Source organism: Novosphingobium resinovorum (genome assembly GCF_036352595.1).
Classification (GTDB): Bacteria; Pseudomonadota; Alphaproteobacteria; order Sphingomonadales; family Sphingomonadaceae; genus Novosphingobium; species Novosphingobium resinovorum_B.
Map to the genome: position 1 here is coordinate 1 of NZ_JAZFAX010000058.1, position 15,576 is coordinate 15,576.

15 protein-coding genes and 1 pseudogene are annotated in these 15,576 nt (G+C 64.6%); 6 read left to right on the plus strand and 10 right to left on the minus strand.

Annotated elements, in window-relative coordinates:
* Positions 1-172 precede the first annotated feature (172 nt).
* Positions 173-462: pseudogene (locus V2S85_RS25430) on the plus strand (RidA family protein); the annotation flags it as partial.
* 39 nt (positions 463-501) lie between these two features.
* Here the strand turns inward: V2S85_RS25430 and V2S85_RS25435 are convergent.
* Positions 502-1,359: a CopD family protein gene (locus V2S85_RS25435; RefSeq protein ID WP_330705588.1), complete on the minus strand. Its 858-nt coding sequence runs from the start codon at positions 1,357-1,359 to the stop codon at positions 502-504.
* Positions 1,360-1,363: 4 nt separating this feature from the next.
* On the minus strand, positions 1,364-1,741 hold the full coding sequence (gene copC / locus V2S85_RS25440; protein ID WP_330705589.1) for a copper homeostasis periplasmic binding protein CopC: 378 nt from the start codon (positions 1,739-1,741) through the stop codon (positions 1,364-1,366).
* Positions 1,742-1,913: 172 nt separating this feature from the next.
* Here copC and V2S85_RS25445 point away from each other — a divergent pair, with 172 nt between their 5' ends.
* Genes V2S85_RS25445 through V2S85_RS25465 form a run of 5 tightly spaced genes read left to right on the plus strand, consistent with a single transcriptional unit; the run spans position 1,914 to position 5,935 of the window.
* A complete protein-coding gene (locus V2S85_RS25445; protein WP_330705590.1) occupies positions 1,914-2,177 on the plus strand; it encodes a hypothetical protein in 264 nt (87 codons plus the stop codon).
* An 11-nt stretch (positions 2,178-2,188) separates the two neighbouring features.
* Positions 2,189-2,620 (plus strand): periplasmic heavy metal sensor, encoded by a 432-nt coding sequence (locus tag V2S85_RS25450; RefSeq protein ID WP_330705591.1) that lies wholly within the window; start codon positions 2,189-2,191, stop codon positions 2,618-2,620.
* A 6-nt stretch (positions 2,621-2,626) separates the two neighbouring features.
* Positions 2,627-3,199, plus strand: coding sequence for an RNA polymerase sigma factor (locus tag V2S85_RS25455; protein ID WP_330705592.1), 573 nt, complete (start codon positions 2,627-2,629; stop codon positions 3,197-3,199).
* A gap of 31 nt (positions 3,200-3,230) precedes the next feature.
* Positions 3,231-5,006 (plus strand): copper resistance system multicopper oxidase, encoded by a 1,776-nt coding sequence (locus V2S85_RS25460; protein ID WP_330705593.1) that lies wholly within the window; start codon positions 3,231-3,233, stop codon positions 5,004-5,006.
* Positions 5,006-5,935 (plus strand): copper resistance protein B, encoded by a 930-nt coding sequence (locus V2S85_RS25465; protein WP_330705594.1) that lies wholly within the window; start codon positions 5,006-5,008, stop codon positions 5,933-5,935. Before V2S85_RS25460 ends, V2S85_RS25465 begins: the two co-directional genes overlap by 1 nt.
* An 83-nt stretch (positions 5,936-6,018) precedes the next feature.
* On the opposite strand, the gene V2S85_RS25470 is transcribed toward V2S85_RS25465, so the two are convergent.
* From V2S85_RS25470 to V2S85_RS25505, 8 genes are all read right to left on the minus strand, one after another.
* Positions 6,019-6,720 (minus strand): hypothetical protein, encoded by a 702-nt coding sequence (locus V2S85_RS25470; RefSeq protein ID WP_330705595.1) that lies wholly within the window; start codon positions 6,718-6,720, stop codon positions 6,019-6,021.
* Between the two features lie 52 nt (positions 6,721-6,772).
* Positions 6,773-7,339, minus strand: a complete 567-nt coding sequence (locus V2S85_RS25475; RefSeq protein WP_330705596.1) for a Plug domain-containing protein — start codon at positions 7,337-7,339, stop codon at positions 6,773-6,775.
* Between the two features lie 205 nt (positions 7,340-7,544).
* Positions 7,545-8,753 carry a DUF1624 domain-containing protein gene (locus V2S85_RS25480; RefSeq protein ID WP_330705597.1) on the minus strand — a complete coding sequence of 403 codons (1,209 nt, stop codon included), beginning with the start codon at positions 8,751-8,753 and terminating at the stop codon, positions 7,545-7,547.
* Between the two features lie 211 nt (positions 8,754-8,964).
* Positions 8,965-12,183, minus strand: a complete 3,219-nt coding sequence (locus V2S85_RS25485; protein WP_330705598.1) for a CusA/CzcA family heavy metal efflux RND transporter — start codon at positions 12,181-12,183, stop codon at positions 8,965-8,967.
* The gene (locus V2S85_RS25490; protein WP_330705599.1) at positions 12,180-13,331 is read right to left on the minus strand and encodes an efflux RND transporter periplasmic adaptor subunit; all 1,152 of its coding nucleotides are present in this window, start codon (positions 13,329-13,331) and stop codon (positions 12,180-12,182) included. Before V2S85_RS25490 ends, V2S85_RS25485 begins: the two co-directional genes overlap by 4 nt.
* Complete coding sequence (locus tag V2S85_RS25495) at positions 13,328-14,596, minus strand: TolC family protein (protein WP_330705600.1); 1,269 nt, start codon at positions 14,594-14,596, stop codon at positions 13,328-13,330. Before V2S85_RS25495 ends, V2S85_RS25490 begins: the two co-directional genes overlap by 4 nt.
* Before the next feature lie 59 nt (positions 14,597-14,655).
* Positions 14,656-15,075: a hypothetical protein gene (locus tag V2S85_RS25500; RefSeq protein WP_330705601.1), complete on the minus strand. Its 420-nt coding sequence runs from the start codon at positions 15,073-15,075 to the stop codon at positions 14,656-14,658.
* Positions 15,076-15,193: 118 nt separating this feature from the next.
* On the minus strand, positions 15,194-15,576 hold a 383-nt coding region (locus tag V2S85_RS25505), incomplete at its 5' end, for a LysR substrate-binding domain-containing protein (RefSeq protein ID WP_330705602.1).

The following is a 15,576-nucleotide window of genomic DNA, read 5'->3' on the forward strand; positions in this document are numbered from 1 at the left end:
CCAGCACGATCTCCGCTTCACGCAGCTTGCCGATGATCTCTTCCGGCTTGTGCTTCCTCGCCATTCCAGTCCTCCTTCATGCCCAAATCTAAAACAGATTTTGGGCCACTCAGAAGGGGGCAGATCAGGCGCGTTGTCGCCCTTCGGTATCCGCATCGATCAAGGCCTACGCATGAGCGAGGTCGTGATCCATGGCGACATCGTATACCTTGCCGGTCAGATCGGGGCACCCGGGGAAAGCGTGACCGAACGGACCAAGGCGGCGCTGGCCGAGATCGATGCGCTTCTCGCGCCGACCGGCAGCAGCAAGGAGCACCTGCTGCGGTATCGATCTGGCTGGCGGACATCGGCGACTTTGCCGAGATGAACGCGGTGTGTGACGCTTGGAACGCCGGCCATCTCGCGCCAGCGCGTGCCACCGGCGAGTCCAGGCTGGCCGCAGCGGAATACAAGGGCGAGATGCGCGCGCCTGACAGCATGTGGCCGATCCCCACGGCGGTCTCAACCGCCGTGGGGATCGAGCAGCCCGGCAAACCCCACCAGCGCGACGATCCCGAGCGCGCAGGCCGTTTCCAGCGTCAGCGACACGATCAGGCGGCAGCGGGCACCGTATACTCCGTCTTCCATTTCCGGCACGAGCTTCCAGCGGTTGCCTGCGGCAAAGCCGAGCATTGCGAGGAACAGCGCGAACTTGAAGCCGATCAGCACGGGCCAGGCACCCCCGGGCAACTGCCCGCCGCTGACGAGCCATGCACTGGCAGTTCCGGTCACGAACAGGGTCGCCACGATCACTGTCCCGGCCCGCGCGAAACCGGCGAGGCTGCGGATCACGTTGGCATCGCAATTGCGAGCGAATACCGTCGTCGTCAGCAAGCGGGCGAGTGCACCCAGCCAGAGCGCTGCGGCGCCAAGGTGCAGGATGTCGCTTGCCTGAAGCAGGTGGCCGGGTGCACCTTCGCCGGCGCTGGCGTGCCCCGCCCATGCCGCGCTGGCCAGAGCCGGCAGCGCGGCGATGGCCAGCAGCAGCGGTTGTGGCCGAACCAGCAACAGAAAGCCAAGCGCCACAAGCAGCGCTGCCCGTACCGTCAGCAGTGACCCTAGCGGCGTGGAGCCGAGAACGATCGTCACCGTATCGAAATCGAGTTCGCCGATCGACAGCGCGGCCATCGCCGCCACGTTGGCAAGCGCCCACCAGATCGACGCGAGCAGGGAGCCGGCCGTCACAGCACCGAGCACGGCGCGTTCGCACGCCGACAGGCGCGGCCGCCGTTCTGTCAGCGCATGGAAGGGCAGCCCCGCGGTCAGCAGCAGGAGGCCGTAACTGGCGATGCGCGCGGCGGCGAGGCTGCCCTGCTCCATCGGGTCAGCGCACTGTGAAGCCGTAGCTGCCTTCGATGCGATGCTGGTCTGCGGCGACCGCGTGCCAGGTAAGAACGTAAGTCCCGCTCGGGAGCGGGCGGGGAAGCGTGGCGCTCAGCGTCTTGCCCTTGGCCTTGGCCGCAATCCCCTTGATCGGCATCGGCTTGTGGCCGGTCATGCCCGGCATGCCGGCCATCACGAGATCGATTCCCGAAAGCGGCGCGACGAGATCCTCGGAGAAGTTGAGGGTGATCGACGTGGGCTTGGTGACCGTTGCCTTGTCGGCAGGATTTGCGCTCAGCAACTTGGGGTGGGCAAAGGCGGTCGAGGGCAGGGCGGTCAGTGCCAGGCAGATGGTAGCGGCAAGGGCGGAAAGGCGCATCGCGGTAACTCCTCTTCGAGACGGACAAACGAGCTTGTCCGGACTTTCATGAGGTCATACGCAGCGAAGCGGGCCATCCCTCTCGCGCATGAAATTTTATCCATGGGTGAGGGTAAGTGAGCGCGACTGCGTATTCGCATCATGGCCATGATTGCCTGGAAGGAGCAAAGGCTTGGACAATCTTGATCGTATTTTCGCGCAAGTGCGCGACGAGCCGATGCCCGCAGGCCTTGGCGAAATCGATGGCGGGGTCATGGCGGGGCTGGCTTCAGGGCGCGAGCGACTGGCCGCCCGGCGGACATTGATGCTGGCTTGTATCGTCGCCGGGGGCGTGGGTCTCTGGGGAGGGCTTGCCGGGCCTTCGCCTGCACAGGCCGATGATGGATCGTTGCTGGGAGTGCCTGCCGCTGCACCATCGCACCTGCTCGGTTCGTGAGGGATTTCGGCATGCATCGCTACGCAGTCGCTGCGCTGATGGCATTCCTCGTCGCGTTGGCGGCGCTCTGGGTCGGGCAAAGGGTACGAGTGGGTGCGCCTGCAGAAACGCGCATCCATTCCATCATGCACCGGGAACTGGATCTCGACGCCGTCCAGGAGGCCCGGGTCGATGTGCTGGAGCGGAAGTTGGCGCAGCGCCGCTTGCGGCTGGAAGGCGAATTGAAGGCCGCCAACGCCAGCCTGGCGACCGCGATCACCCGTGATCATGCTTACGGTCCGAATGTGGAGAAGGCGGTGGACCAGTCGCACATGGCGATGGGGGAACTCCAGAAGGCCACGCTGCAGCATGTGTTCGCGATGCGCGGCGTGCTGCGTCCCGATCAGACGGCCCGTTTCGACAAGGCGGTGGCCGAAGCGTTGACTTCCCCGACGGTGGATTGAACTGGCGTGCCTGAAAATGCACCGGATCATCTGCAGAAGAAAGACGAGAAAGCCCTTGCGGCGGCGTTGGCCGGCCGGCAGGGCGGCTACGACGCCTTGATGCGTGCCCACAGGGACGCCGTTTATCGGTTTGTACGTGGGTACACCGGCAATGAAACGGAGGCCCTGGATGTCACTCAGGACAGCTTCGTCGCCGCATTCCTGGCGCTTCACCGCTATGATCCGGCGCGCCCGTTCAGGGCATGGATCCTGCGCATCGCCCGTAACAAATGCCATGACTGGGCGCGCAGGCGAGCAGTGCGAAGATTGTTTGCCTTTGCTCTGCCGCTCGAAGAGGCCATCGATATCGCGGACGAAGCCCAAGGGCCGGACGCCGCGTTCGCCTCTCACCATGAAGTCGCGCGCATTCATGCAGTCATCGCTGCGTTGCCCGCGATGTTGAAGGAACCCCTGTTGCTGTGCGCGATCGAAGGGATGTCGCAGGAAGAGGCCGGGGCGATCCTCGGCATCAGCCGCAAGGCAGTGGAGACCCGCATTTACCGGGCGCGTCAGAAATTGTCGCATCTCGTTGAGGGATAGGCGGACGCACCGCGTATAGAACCACATGTCCATGTTCGAACCCGCCGCTCGCCGCCTTATCGCACGTCGCAGATTTCTCGAAATCGGCGGGGCGCTGGCGGGAAGTCTGGGCATGGCAGGGCTGTTCCCGGCATGGGCGCGCAGCGGTACGGCGGGGATTGTGCATGCCAATGCCGGGTCGGGCGTGCTGTCTGGCGACACCATCGCCTTGCAGATCGGGCAGAGCCACTTCGCCACCGGGGGGCGCTCCGGCCATGCAGTGACCGTGAACGGCACGCTGCCCGCGCCGCTACTGCGTCTGCGCGAGGGACAGACGGTGCGCATCGCCGTCACCAACACCTTGCGCGAACAGAGTTCCATCCACTGGCACGGGCTGCTGGTGCCGTTCCAGATGGATGGCGTTCCCGGCGTCAGCTTTCCCGGCATCGATCCGGGCGAGACATTCACCTACGAGTTCCCGCTGACCCATTCGGGCACGTTCTGGTATCACTCGCACTCGGGGATGCAGGAGGCCGAGGGACTGTTCGGCCCGATCGTCATCGACCCCGCCGGACCTGATCCGCTCGCTTGCGAGCGTGAGCATGTGCTGGTCCTCAGCGACTGGAGTCCGATCCACCCGCACGAGCAGATGCGCCGTCTCAAGATGATGAGCGGCTACTTCAACCGCCAGAAGCAGGACCTGACCGGGCTGATCACCGGAAAGGACCAGTCGCTCGCCGATCGCCTCGCCTGGGGACAGATGCGGATGGACCCGGCCGACATCTCGGATGTGACGGGATCGACTTACAGCTTCCTCGTCAATGGCCACGGCACGGCGGAGAACTGGACCGGCCTGTTCGCGCCGGGTGAGCGCGTGCGCTTGCGCGTCATCAACGCCTCGTCGATGACCAACTTCAACTTCCGCATACCGGGTCTGCCGCTGACGGTCGTGGCGGCGGACGGTAACCCGGTGCAGCCGGTCGAGACCGACGAAGTGCAGATCGCCATCGCCGAGACCTACGACTTCATCGTCGAGCCGGACGCGGAGCAGAGCTATGCCGTCATCGCCGAGGCACTTGACCGTTCAGGGCAAGTCCGCGCGACGCTGGCGCAGAGCATGGGCCTTGCCGCGCCGGTGCCGCCGATCCGGGGGCGCCCGCTGCTGACGATGCGCGACATGGGCATGGACATGTCCGGCATGGACATGGGCGATGGCGGCGAGATCGACCTGTCGAAGCCGGCCAACGACAGCATGTCGGGCCATTCGATGAAGATGCGCGATGCTTCTGTTGCGCCCTCGGTGAAGATGGGGCCGGGGGTGGCTACGCTCTCGCCGATGCCGGTGGACCGGCTGGCGGACCGTCCGACGGGCCTGGAGGATGCCGAACACCGGGTGCTGACATATGCGGACTTGCGTTCGCGCGATCCCAACCCCGATCCGCGCGCGCCGACGCGCGAGGTGGAAGTCCACCTTACCGCCAACATGGAACGCTACATGTGGTCGATGGACGGCACCGCCATGTCGGAAAATCCCGCTCCGATCCCGTTCCGGCTGGGTGAGCGGGTGCGTGTCACCCTCATCAACGATACGATGATGCCGCACCCGATCCACCTGCACGGGCACTTCTTCGAACTGGTGCAGGGCGAACCGGGTCACCGCGCGCGCAAGCACACCGTCAACGTCCTGCCCGGCGGCAAGGCCGCGTTCGATCTTACCGCCGACGGCGAGGGGGACTGGGCTTTCCATTGCCACATGCTGCTGCACATGCATGCGGGGATGATGCGCGTGGTTACCGTGCGGCGGGACGTGGAGGAGGGGCAGGGCTGATGGCGTTGCGCTCTGTCTCTTTACCGCTGATCCACGGCTTGCTGCTGGCCGCCGCGCCGATTTCTGCCTGGGCGCAGGACCATTCAGGGATGGACCATGACATGTCCGGCATGGACCTGTCCGGTCAGGGCGCCCCCCCCGCGATGGATCATTCCGCGCACGTCATGCCCGATGCGGCCGTGGCCGACCAGCCCGGTGACGCCACCGCGCCGCCCGTGCCGGTCGACCATCCCGCCGACCGCTTCTTCGCACCCGATCGCATGGCGGCCTCGCGCAGCGCGATGATCGGGGAAATGACCTTTTCCACGTTCGCACTGCAGGTCGACCGGCTGGAATATCGCTCCACCAAAGGCAAGGACGGTTTCGGCTGGGAAGGACAGGCATGGTACGGCGGCGATATCGACCGTGTGGTCCTCGCCAGCGAAGGCGAGGGCACGCTGGGCGAGCGAGCCGAACGCATCGAACTGGCTGCCTACTGGCGTCATGCGCTCGACCCCTGGTTCAACCTGCAACTGGGCGTGCGCCACGATTTTCGGCCTGATCCGCAACGTACTTATGCGCTGGTCGGCATCGAGGGGCTGGCGCCTTACTGGTTCGACGTGACAGGCCAGATACTGGTGTCCGAGAAGGGCGACGTCCATGCACGCGGCAAGGCAGGCTATCAGCAGCGCATTACCCAGTCGCTGGTGGTGGAGCCCGAAGCCGAGGTGGACTTCGCGTTTCAGGGCGTATCCGCGCTGAACGTGGGATCCGGCTTCGAGCGCCTCGAACTCGGCGCGCGCCTGCGGTACGATCGCAACCGCTCTTTCGCGCCTTACGTAGGCGCCCACTGGGAGCGCAAGCTGGCCGGCACCGCCCGGCTGGCGCGTGTTTCGGGCGATGACGTGTCCGGCATATCCGCCGTCTTCGGCGTGCGGGCGATGTTCTAGGAGTTTGCCGCAACTGCCCGAAAATGAACAAGGCCGCCTTTGACTGAAAAGGCGGCCTTGCATGTGCCGTAACGGGACCCGTCTCAGGAGCGGTTGCTCATTGCCTCCATCATCCTGGCGATCTTGGCGACCGAACTCCGTGTCGCGTCGAGATAGGCGGTTTCCTTTTCATTCCCGTAGTCACCTTGCGACCACTCCTGCACGATCATCCCGTCGCGGCGTGACACTGTGTACACATTTTGGGAGTCGTAGCTGATGGCGTAGTCCACTTCAGGTTGTGGAATGAGGCGCGCCGTCTGGCCGCGGACCGGCACCATCGAATTGTCTCCAAGGAGGGCCTTCGCCGCGTAGCCGGTCGAATGTATTATCGTCCTTTCCGGCAGCTCCTGGAACTGTCTGGGGTTCTCGAACTCGCGGATAGCGATCTCGCCGCCCCGAGCGAGAAACTCGTTCAACAGCGCGCTGGCGTGGGCGGTAGTATTGAACATCATCGTGTTCATGCGGCGCACATATGGCACCGGGAAAGGATTCAGGTCCTGCATCGCCGACATCAGGTCGGGGGTATGCTCTTCTTCGAGGCGCGGATATTCCGGCTCGTTCGGATAAGGCGCATGGGTGTAGAGCGATGATCCCTGTGCGAAGAGCCTGTCCGACATCTTGTAGGTGTCTACCCATTCGACGGGAGTGCCGGGCAGGCCGAGCATGGAATTGTACTGATAGTACGAGTAGCGCGCCCAGTCCTCCCACATCTTGCGAGATTGCGGCGTCGCGTGCTCGAGGGCCAACTGCCGGCCTGCACCTGGACATTGCCCTTGGCGGTGAATTCGGGCTTTTTCGTCACGATGTTGACGGTGCCGCCGGGTTCCCCGCGACCGAACATTGCAGAGGTCGATCCCTTGAGGATATCGATGCGTTCGGCGCTCGATGCGTCCGCGAGCCGGAGAAGCCGCGCGCATTGAAGCCGTTGACGAGGAAGCCGGCCGGCACGTTGTTCGCGTCGCCCGCAAAGCCGCGGATCGCATACCCGTCCCACAGGCCGCCGAAGTTGTTCAGGTGGGCCACGCCGCTGACAAGATCAAGTGCCGTGTCAAGGCGAGTGAGGCCCAGACCCTGCAGCTTCGTACCGTCGATCGACTGGATGTTCTGCGGAATGTCCTGGACCGGCATGTCGCCGATGTAGGCCTGGCGCAGCCCCGTGACGACGATATCCTGCGGCTTGTTGTCTTCCGCGGCGGATGGGGTGTAGGCCGAAGTCGCGATGACGGTCGAAAGAATGGATGCACCTGCGACCAGAGTGATTCGAATGATAGACCGCTTATGCATGAATGGCTCCCTATGTGTAGGAACGGATTGTCTTTGTTTCCAAAGTAACCGGCGCATCTGTTCTGCGGAGAATGGCACCATGATGCTTTCCGGTCGATTCCCTGCGTCGGTTATTCAGCGCTTCTATCTGCGCCTTGTGGGGTTCAGGCTATGCTGTGCGGCGAGCATATTTTTTCGAAAGTGGCTCGCCGCACGGTGGATTGTAGTGAAAGAGAGGCGTTATGCGTGTGATCTGCCGGGGTGCCTTAGCGGCACCGGGCGGCACTCAACGGCACCTAAGCACACCCTAGAGGTACTTCAGCCACCAGATATCCTTGCGCTGCTGCTTCACGCGGGCGAACCAGCGGGTCGGCAGGTAAAGCGGCACGATCAGCAGCGCGACCCAGACCCAGACCGTCGATACGTTGTCCACGCCGAACACCGTTCCCTTGGTCGGACCGTAGATGGCAAGCGCGATCAGATAGAGCGCCTTGAGCACATAGAGGTGCAGCAGGTAGTAGAACATCGGCGCGCCGCCGAGCATCGCGAGGCGCGGCATCGCGGCGTGGTTCTGGAACTTCTCGAACAGCGCCAGCATCAGCGCGCCGAAGCCGAGCGTTGGCATCAGGAACAGCAGCGAAGGCGGGTACTTGGTGAGCGCGAGGAAGCTCATCACCGTGCGCAGCGGCGTCTCGGCGTGGAACCAGGGCTTGTCGCCATAGACGTTGGCGAAGCGCAGCAATACGAAGCCTGCCAGCAATCCTGCGCCAAGCAGCGCCATCCGGCGCACCCGCGCGGCAGGGTCTGCCTGCTTCCCGAACCACGGACCCATTGCGTAGCCTAGCAGGATGACGCCGATCCACGGCAGCACCGGATAAGTGGTCTTGGCAATCATGCCGCCGCCAAGCTCGATGATTGCGCGCTGGTGAAGCACTGCCCAAGTGGCGAACCATGGCGAGTCGGGCGTAAGCACAAGGCCGTCGAGCAGGTTGTGCAGACACACGATGGCAAGGCCCACGCCGATCTGGATGCCGCGCGGCAAGTGGATCAGCGCCGCCAGAGCGATCATGCAGATGCCGATGGCCCAGATAACCTGCAGCCAGAAGGTGCTCGGCGGGAACTTTGCGGTCCAGGCGAACCCGACGAAAGTGAGTTCGAGGAAGATCAGAAACAGGCCTCGCTTGATCAGGAACGAGGAAACCTCGGCCTTGCTGCGCGACTGGCCGTAGAGCCAGGCGGAAAGGCCGGTCAGCGCGATGAATGCGGGCGCACAGAACGTCGAGAGCAGGCGTGTGAAGAACAGCGCCGGGTCCGCCGTGCTGGCGTCCACCGGGTCTGTCACCTGCATGTGCAGGAACCACGTCTCGCGGACATGATCGACGAGCATGAAAAGCATGACCAGGCCGCGCAGCGCATCGATGGCGATGAGACGTGTGCGGGCAGCCGCCTTGTCCGTAAACTTATTCTGCGTGGCAGGTTCGCGCCACTCGACGCCGACTGTAGTCTGCGACCCCATCTTGCCCTCCTGAGCATATATTCCGAATGACAGGCTATGCCTTTACGCAATCATCGGCTGCCAAATCGCAACCAAATCGACATGAAACTCGGAAGCGCATGAGCCTCCGGCAGCACAATCTGCCGGTCCACTGATCCTCACCTGCGATTGGCATGGTCGGCATCCGTGAGGGGCCGACCATGCCTTACGGCAGTTACGGCAGTTACGGCAGTTACGGGACTTGCGGGATGCTACGCGCGTGCTGCGCCTTGCGAGTTGCCAGCGCGGTGATCGCCGGAAGCACGAGCAGGGTCAGGATCGTGCAGGTGATGAGCCCGCCGATGACGACGGTAGCGAGCGGACGCTGGACTTCCGCTCCGGTTCCCGTTGCCAGAGCCATGGGCACGAATCCGAGACTTGCGACGAGCGCGGTCATCAAAACAGGTCTCACCCGCTCCATAGCGCCGCTGACGATGGCCTCATCTGGCGCGAGGCCGTCGTCGGCCCGTTTGCGGATCGCGCTCATCATCACCAGACCGTTGAGAACGGCGACCCCGGAGAGGGCAATGAACCCCACTGCCGCCGTGATCGAGAACGGAATGCCGCGCAGGAGGAGGGCGAAGACGCCGCCAGCCAGAGCCATCGGCACCGCGCTGAAGACGATCGCCGCGCGGCCGAGGCCACCCAGCGCCATGAAGAGCAATGCGAAGATCGCGGCGAAGCAGACCGGAACCACCAGCATCAGGCGCAAGCGTGCCGATTGCAGGCTTTCAAAGGTTCCGCCCCACTCCGTGTACATGCCCGAAGGCAATGCCAGAGCGCCCATCGCGTCCTGCGCTTCGGAGACGAAGCCACCGAGATCGCGGCCACGCACGTTGGCCTGAACGACGACCATCCGCTTGCCGTTCTCGCGGCTGATCTGGTTCAGCCCTAGGGTGTAGCTGAAGCGCGCCACTTCGCGCAGCGGCACGGAGCGGGCGATCTGTCCCTCTCCGCCGGGCAGCATCACCGGGATCGCGCCCAGCGTTTCCAGATCGTCGCGCTGGGCGTCGGGCAGGCGCACGACGACCGCGAAGCGCCGGTCTCCTTCGAACAGCAGGCCCGCCTCGCGGCCGCCGAGCGCGGCGGCGACCGTATTGGCCACTTCTTCCACTGTCAGGCCGTAGCGGGCGGCCGCCTGGCGATCGATCTTCACGTCGAAGGTCGGCGCGCCAGAAGTCTGTTCCGCGCTCACGTCGGCCGCTCCCGGAATCTTGCGGAGAACCGCTGCGATCCTGCGGGCCTGCTCGCTCATGGCGTCGAGGTCGTCGCCGTAGAGCTTGACGGCCACGTCGGCGCGCACGCCGGCGATCAGTTCGTTGAAGCGCATCTGGATAGGCTGCTGAATCTCGACCCGGTTGCCGATGAGCGGCTTCATCCGCTCCTCGATGCGGCGCAGGATGTCGTCCTTGCTCCTGACCTCGTCCGGCCATTCGTCTTCCGGCTTGGGGATGACATACGTGTCCGATGCGTTCGGCGGCATCGGGTCAGTGCCGAGGTCGGCGTTGCCGTTCTTGGAGAAGACCAGCGCCACCTCGGGTAACGTCTTGAGCGCATCCTCGATCGCCAGCTGCATCTGCGTGGACTGATCGATCGAGGCCGAGGGCACGCGGAAGTTGGTGACAGTGATGTCCTTCTCGTCGAGCTGCGGCATGAACTCCTCGCCGAGCATACCGAACGCTAGGACTGCTGCAGCGAACACGCCGACACCCGCAAAGACGAAGGGCAGCGGACGGGCCACAGCTTTTGTCAGGACCGGATGATACTTCTCCTTGAACCAGCGGATCGGCTTCACTTCGGTCTCGGAGACCTTGCCGGTGATGACCAGTGCGATCATGGCCGGAACGAACGTGAGCGACAGCACGAATGCGGACGCGAGCGCGATCATCAGGGTGATCGCCATCGGCGCGAAAGTCTTGCCCTCGACGCCCTGGAACGTCAGCAGCGGCACGAAGACGAGGAAGATGATGAGCTGGCCGTAGACGGTGGGGCGGATCATTTCACGCGCGGCGAGATTGGTCTCCTCCATGCGCTCCGACCTTGTGAGCAGACGTCCCTCATGCTCCTGCCGCTCGGCAAGACGCCGCAGCGCGTTCTCGACGATGATGACGGCACCGTCGACGATCAGGCCGAAGTCCAGCGCGCCAAGGCTCATGAGGTTGCCCGAGACGCCAAGGCCGTTCATGCCGCTGGCGGTCATCAGCATGGTGATCGGGATCACTGCCGCTGTGATCAATGCCGCGCGGATGTTGCCGAGCAGCAGGAACAGCACGACGATGACCAGCAGAGCGCCTTCGATCAGGTTCTTCTCGACCGTCGCGATCGTGGCATTGACCAGCTTCGAGCGATTGTAGACCGGCTCGGCGAACACGTCCGGCGGCAGCGACTTGTTGATCTGGATGAGCTTCTCGGCCGCGCTGTTCGCGACGATGCGGCTGTTCTCGCCGGTGAGCATCAATACGGTGGAGATCACCGCTTCGGAGCCCATGCGACTGCCGGAACCCGTGCGCACGGCGCCGCCGATGACGACCTGGCCGATATCCTTTACCCGGACCGGCACCCCGGCGCGAGTGGCCACCACGGCTTCCTGGATGTCGTCGACCGACTTCAGGCGCGCGTCGGCGCGAACCAGGAAGCTTTCCCCGGCCCGGCGCACGTAGTTCGATCCGGCGGAGAGATTGGCCCGCTCAAGTGCGTCTGCCAGCTGCGTGAACGAAATGCCGTAAGAGGACAGCGCCGCGAGGTTGGGTTCTACAAGGTACTGCTTGACGTAGCCGCCGTTGGAATCGACGCCCGCGACGCCGGGCACGTTGCGCATCTGCGGACGGATGATCCAGTCCTGTACGGTGCGCAGGTACGCGGCCTTGGCAAGCTCGGTGGTCAGGCGTTCGCCCTCGGGCGTGAGATAGCTTCCGTCGGATTGCCAGCCGGGCTGGTTGTCCGTGGCCTTGATGCCCTTGCCGTCCGGATGGCGGAAGGCGATCGAATAGAAGAAGATCTCGCCGAGCCCCGTACTGAGCGGAGAGAGCACGGGCTGAACCCCGACCGGCAGGCTGTCCTTTGCCTGCGTCAGGCGCTCGGTTACCTGCTGGCGCGCGAAGTAGATGTCGGTGGCGTCGGTGAAGACGGCGGTGACCTGGCTGAACCCGTTGCGCGAGATCGAGCGCGTCATGGTGAGGCCGGGGATGCCTGCCATTGCCGTCTCGACAGGGTAGGTCACCTGCTTTTCCATGTCGACCGGTCCATAGGCGGGCGCGAAAGTGCTGATCTGGACCTGGCGGTTGGTGACGTCCGGGACGGCATCGATCGGCAGCTTCGTGATCTGCCACAGGCCGAAGCCGGCGACCATCAGGGTCAGGAAGGCGACGAGCCATCGCCCCCTGATCGAGAGGGAGAGGATCCGGGAGATCATTCGGCCGTCTCCTTCTCCAGCTCTGCCTTGAGAAGGAAGGCGTTGCTGGTGGCGATCCGCGTCCCGGCCATGAGCCCGGAGACGATCGAGACGAGGCCGCCGCTGCGGCTGCCCACCTGCACGGCCTGCGCCCTGAACCCCCTGGGCGTGCGAATGAACACGACAGTGCGGGCACCGGTCGTCTGTACCGCGTCCTGGGGAACCATCACGCCGCCGCGCACGGCACCGCCACTGGCGAAAATGCGAGCCTGCAGCATCTGTCCGGGAGCGAGACCGGAGGCGCCGGTCGCTTCGAGGATGACGGTCGCGCCGCGGCTCTGCGGATCGACGACGCCGGTGGAAGAGCGTACCCGTCCTTCGATCGTCCGGCCTTCGCCGACGAGCAGTTCAACCCTGTCACCGGTGCGCACCCGTGCCGCTTCGGCGGCGGGAACGCTGGCGGTGATCTGCAGGCTGCGCGGGTCGGCCACGCGGAACAGTTCTGTTTCGGCAGCCACGAACTGGCCGAGATTTGCGGAGGCCATCGTCAGGCGGCCGGAGACAGGGCTGGTGACCATGACCGATCGTCCGTCCCTGGCGATCCGGGCGGCGCCTGCCGCGGCACTTGCCCGCATGGCGTCGGCATGCGCGACGGCGAGGTTCGCCTGCGCCGTCTCGAAGTCGGCACGCGGACTGACGCCCTGGTCCAGCAGCTTGCGCTCGCGGTCCAGTTGCCGGCTCGCCAGCGTCACGCGGGCAGCGGCTGCGGACTGGTCCGCCGCGATCGAGGAGGCATCGCGGCTCTCCACCAGCGCGAGCGTCTCGCCAGCCCGCACCGGATCGCCGATCCGCTTGAAGATGCGCGTGACGGTCCCCGGTGCACGGGCCGTCAGCACGGCTTCCGCGTCCGGTGCCGCCTCTACGCTTGCCGAGGCGGGTATCGCTGCGTCGAGTTCACCCGATGCAGCAGGCGCAATTGCGATCTGCGACAGCTTGATCCCCGCGTTGGAAATTTCGACATGATCGGGGGTGGCTGCGGGGACGGTCTCGGCGGCATCGTTGTCGGCGGAGCCGGCAGGCTGGGTCAGGCGGGCGGCACCGAAGCCGACACCGGCGGCGATGACCAGGGCGAGCGCCGCGCCGGCATAAAGAGGGGTCTTGTCGTTCATTGGACCGGTTCTCCGGTAATCGTGGTGCCCTCGAGACGGGCGAGACGGGCACGAGATTCAAGGCGGGCGGCAGCGGCGTCGAGAATGACACCGCGCGCGACGCCGACCTCATGCCGTGCAGCGAGCAGTTCGAGCAGCGGCGACTTGCCTGCCTCATAGGCGATGCGCGCGAGACGGTAGGCTTCCTCCGCGGTTCGCAGTGTGCGATCGGCAGCGGCGATCCGGGCGTCGGCGGCTTCGTTGAGCGCGAGCGAAGCTGCTATCTCGGCCTTCACATTCAGGAGCATGCCCGCATTGCGGGCCTCCGCCGCGCGCAAGTCGGCTGCGGCGGCGTTCACGTTCCCGCGATTGCGATCGAACAGCGGCAGGGGCACGCTGACCCCCGCGATGAAGGCATTTGCCTTGTCGATTTCGAGGCGGCGCACGCCGACCGACACCGTGACGTCCGGGTTCGCCTGTCGCCGTGCTGCCGAAACCCGCTGTCTTGCCGCTTCGCGCTCTGCCTGCGCAGCAAGGTACGGTGCGGTTTCCAGGGGGTCGATCGGCCCATAGCCGGTGCTGGCCTCGAACCTTGGAAGAAGCGGTTCGGCAAGGCTGGAGAACCCGGCTTCGGCGCCTGCAAGCGCCGCGAGCCGGGCGTAGGCGCCCACGCGCTCGGCCTTCGCCGCATCGACCAGCGAACGCAGCGCATAGACTCCGGTTTCGACCTGAAGGGCACGCAGACGTGCCTCCTTGCCGGCCTGTACGAGGGCCTGCACGGCGCGCATGTCGCCGCTGGCCTCGTCGACTTCCTCTTCCGCCAGTTCGATGCGGCGATCGGCGATCTCGGCAGCGCCGTAAGCCATTGCCAGATCATAGGCATAGGCGAGACGGCCATCCCGTGTCCGGGCCTGCGCAGCGGCGACGCCGGCCTTGCCCGCAGCGATGCGTGACGAGCGCTTGCCGCCGATCTCGATTGCCTGGTTGAGTTGCAGCGTGTTCTCCGATCGGTCGAAGCCGCGATAGGGGGACTGCCCGGCGACATTCTCGGTCATGACCGATACGGTGGGATTGGGGCGTGAACGGGCCTGCAGCGCCATGCCTTCGGCGCGGTCGATTTCCGCGTCGAGTTCGACCTGACGAGGCGCCTCACGGGTATCATTGTAGAGCTGGGCGAAGGGCGGAGCGGTTTGTGCCTGGGCGCTGGTTACCACCAGCGCCCAGCCGATGCTCGCCACAGCTGGCAGCGCCCTGCACAGGCGCCACGAGCCGATGGGATCGGACATGGAGAGTTCCTCGAAAAAAGAATGACGTGACTGGTGCGCGCCGAAACAGCGCAGCCGTGTCAGTATCGAGGAGGGCGCAGCAGCGCTTCTGGTGAGATCCCGGCAAGGGCAAAGCTGCGCCCCGCGAACCAGTCGCTTGCCTTGGTGGTAAACGGAATGGAGACCATGACGCTGGGAACGAGGCCGGCAAGGCCATGGATCATCGCATGCGTCAGAGCGTGCAGATCGATTGCGGGCGAATCCTGCTGCGCAAGGTCCGCCTGCGCCGGTGAATGTTCATCATCGCTTTCATGATGGTGATGGTGTCCATGACCAACAGTCACGGAATCCGCCGAGAAATCATCATGATCGAGAAGGGATGCGTGCCAGTTGGTCAGCGCCATGACGTTAGCGAGCGCCAGCAGAGCGACGACGAGGCCTACGAGAAGCATCGCTCTCGACGGTCCGGTATGCTGATACTGATGCACGCGGGCGGCCATGGACAGAGGCATAACTGTAACAGGCAGCGCAAACAATCGCGTGCTCGGCGCAATCACGGTATTTTATGCTGCGGTTGCGTTCTGGTCGCTTCGGGCTGCAGGACGGGCGAAGCGAATATCAGAATGCGGCATGATTTTCGGCGACAATTTCATCGAGAAATTCGATGACCGCCCGAATGCGCGGCAGGCGCTGCAGATCCTTGTGCATGGCAAGCCAGTATGAGCGTCGGGCCTCGACGCGGTCGGGAAGCAGGTGCACGAGACCGGGATCCTCGCGCGCAGCGAAGGTATGCAGCATGCCTAGCCCAAGTCCGCCCGAGACCGCCTGCTGCTGGGCGGCAATCGATGTAGAGCGGAACACGGTTCGGGCATCTTCTAGCACTACTTTGGCAGAATTGTGATTTTCGGGATTCCCTGCAGGGGAAATGCGTGATTCATAGGGAGCCAGCTTTGATGGAGGCTGGCGATGGAAGAGGATTGGCAGCGGGATCTCGAGCATTG

What these genes read in the sequence shown, in the direction of transcription:
- V2S85_RS25435 (WP_330705588.1), bottom strand. Translation starts at nt 1,359, where the DNA reads ATGGAGCAGGGCAGCCTCGCCGCCGCGCGCATCGCCAGTTACGGCCTC.
- copC (WP_330705589.1), bottom strand. Translation starts at nt 1,741, where the DNA reads ATGCGCCTTTCCGCCCTTGCCGCTACCATCTGCCTGGCACTGACCGCC.
- V2S85_RS25450 (WP_330705591.1), top strand. Translation starts at nt 2,189, where the DNA reads ATGCATCGCTACGCAGTCGCTGCGCTGATGGCATTCCTCGTCGCGTTG.
- V2S85_RS25460 (WP_330705593.1), top strand. Translation starts at nt 3,231, where the DNA reads ATGTTCGAACCCGCCGCTCGCCGCCTTATCGCACGTCGCAGATTTCTC.
- V2S85_RS25465 (WP_330705594.1), top strand. Translation starts at nt 5,006, where the DNA reads ATGGCGTTGCGCTCTGTCTCTTTACCGCTGATCCACGGCTTGCTGCTG.
- V2S85_RS25475 (WP_330705596.1), bottom strand. Translation starts at nt 7,339, where the DNA reads ATGGTGCCATTCTCCGCAGAACAGATGCGCCGGTTACTTTGGAAACAA.
- V2S85_RS25480 (WP_330705597.1), bottom strand. Translation starts at nt 8,753, where the DNA reads ATGGGGTCGCAGACTACAGTCGGCGTCGAGTGGCGCGAACCTGCCACG.
- V2S85_RS25485 (WP_330705598.1), bottom strand. Translation starts at nt 12,183, where the DNA reads ATGATCTCCCGGATCCTCTCCCTCTCGATCAGGGGGCGATGGCTCGTC.
- V2S85_RS25490 (WP_330705599.1), bottom strand. Translation starts at nt 13,331, where the DNA reads ATGAACGACAAGACCCCTCTTTATGCCGGCGCGGCGCTCGCCCTGGTC.
- V2S85_RS25495 (WP_330705600.1), bottom strand. Translation starts at nt 14,596, where the DNA reads ATGTCCGATCCCATCGGCTCGTGGCGCCTGTGCAGGGCGCTGCCAGCT.
- V2S85_RS25500 (WP_330705601.1), bottom strand. Translation starts at nt 15,075, where the DNA reads ATGGCCGCCCGCGTGCATCAGTATCAGCATACCGGACCGTCGAGAGCG.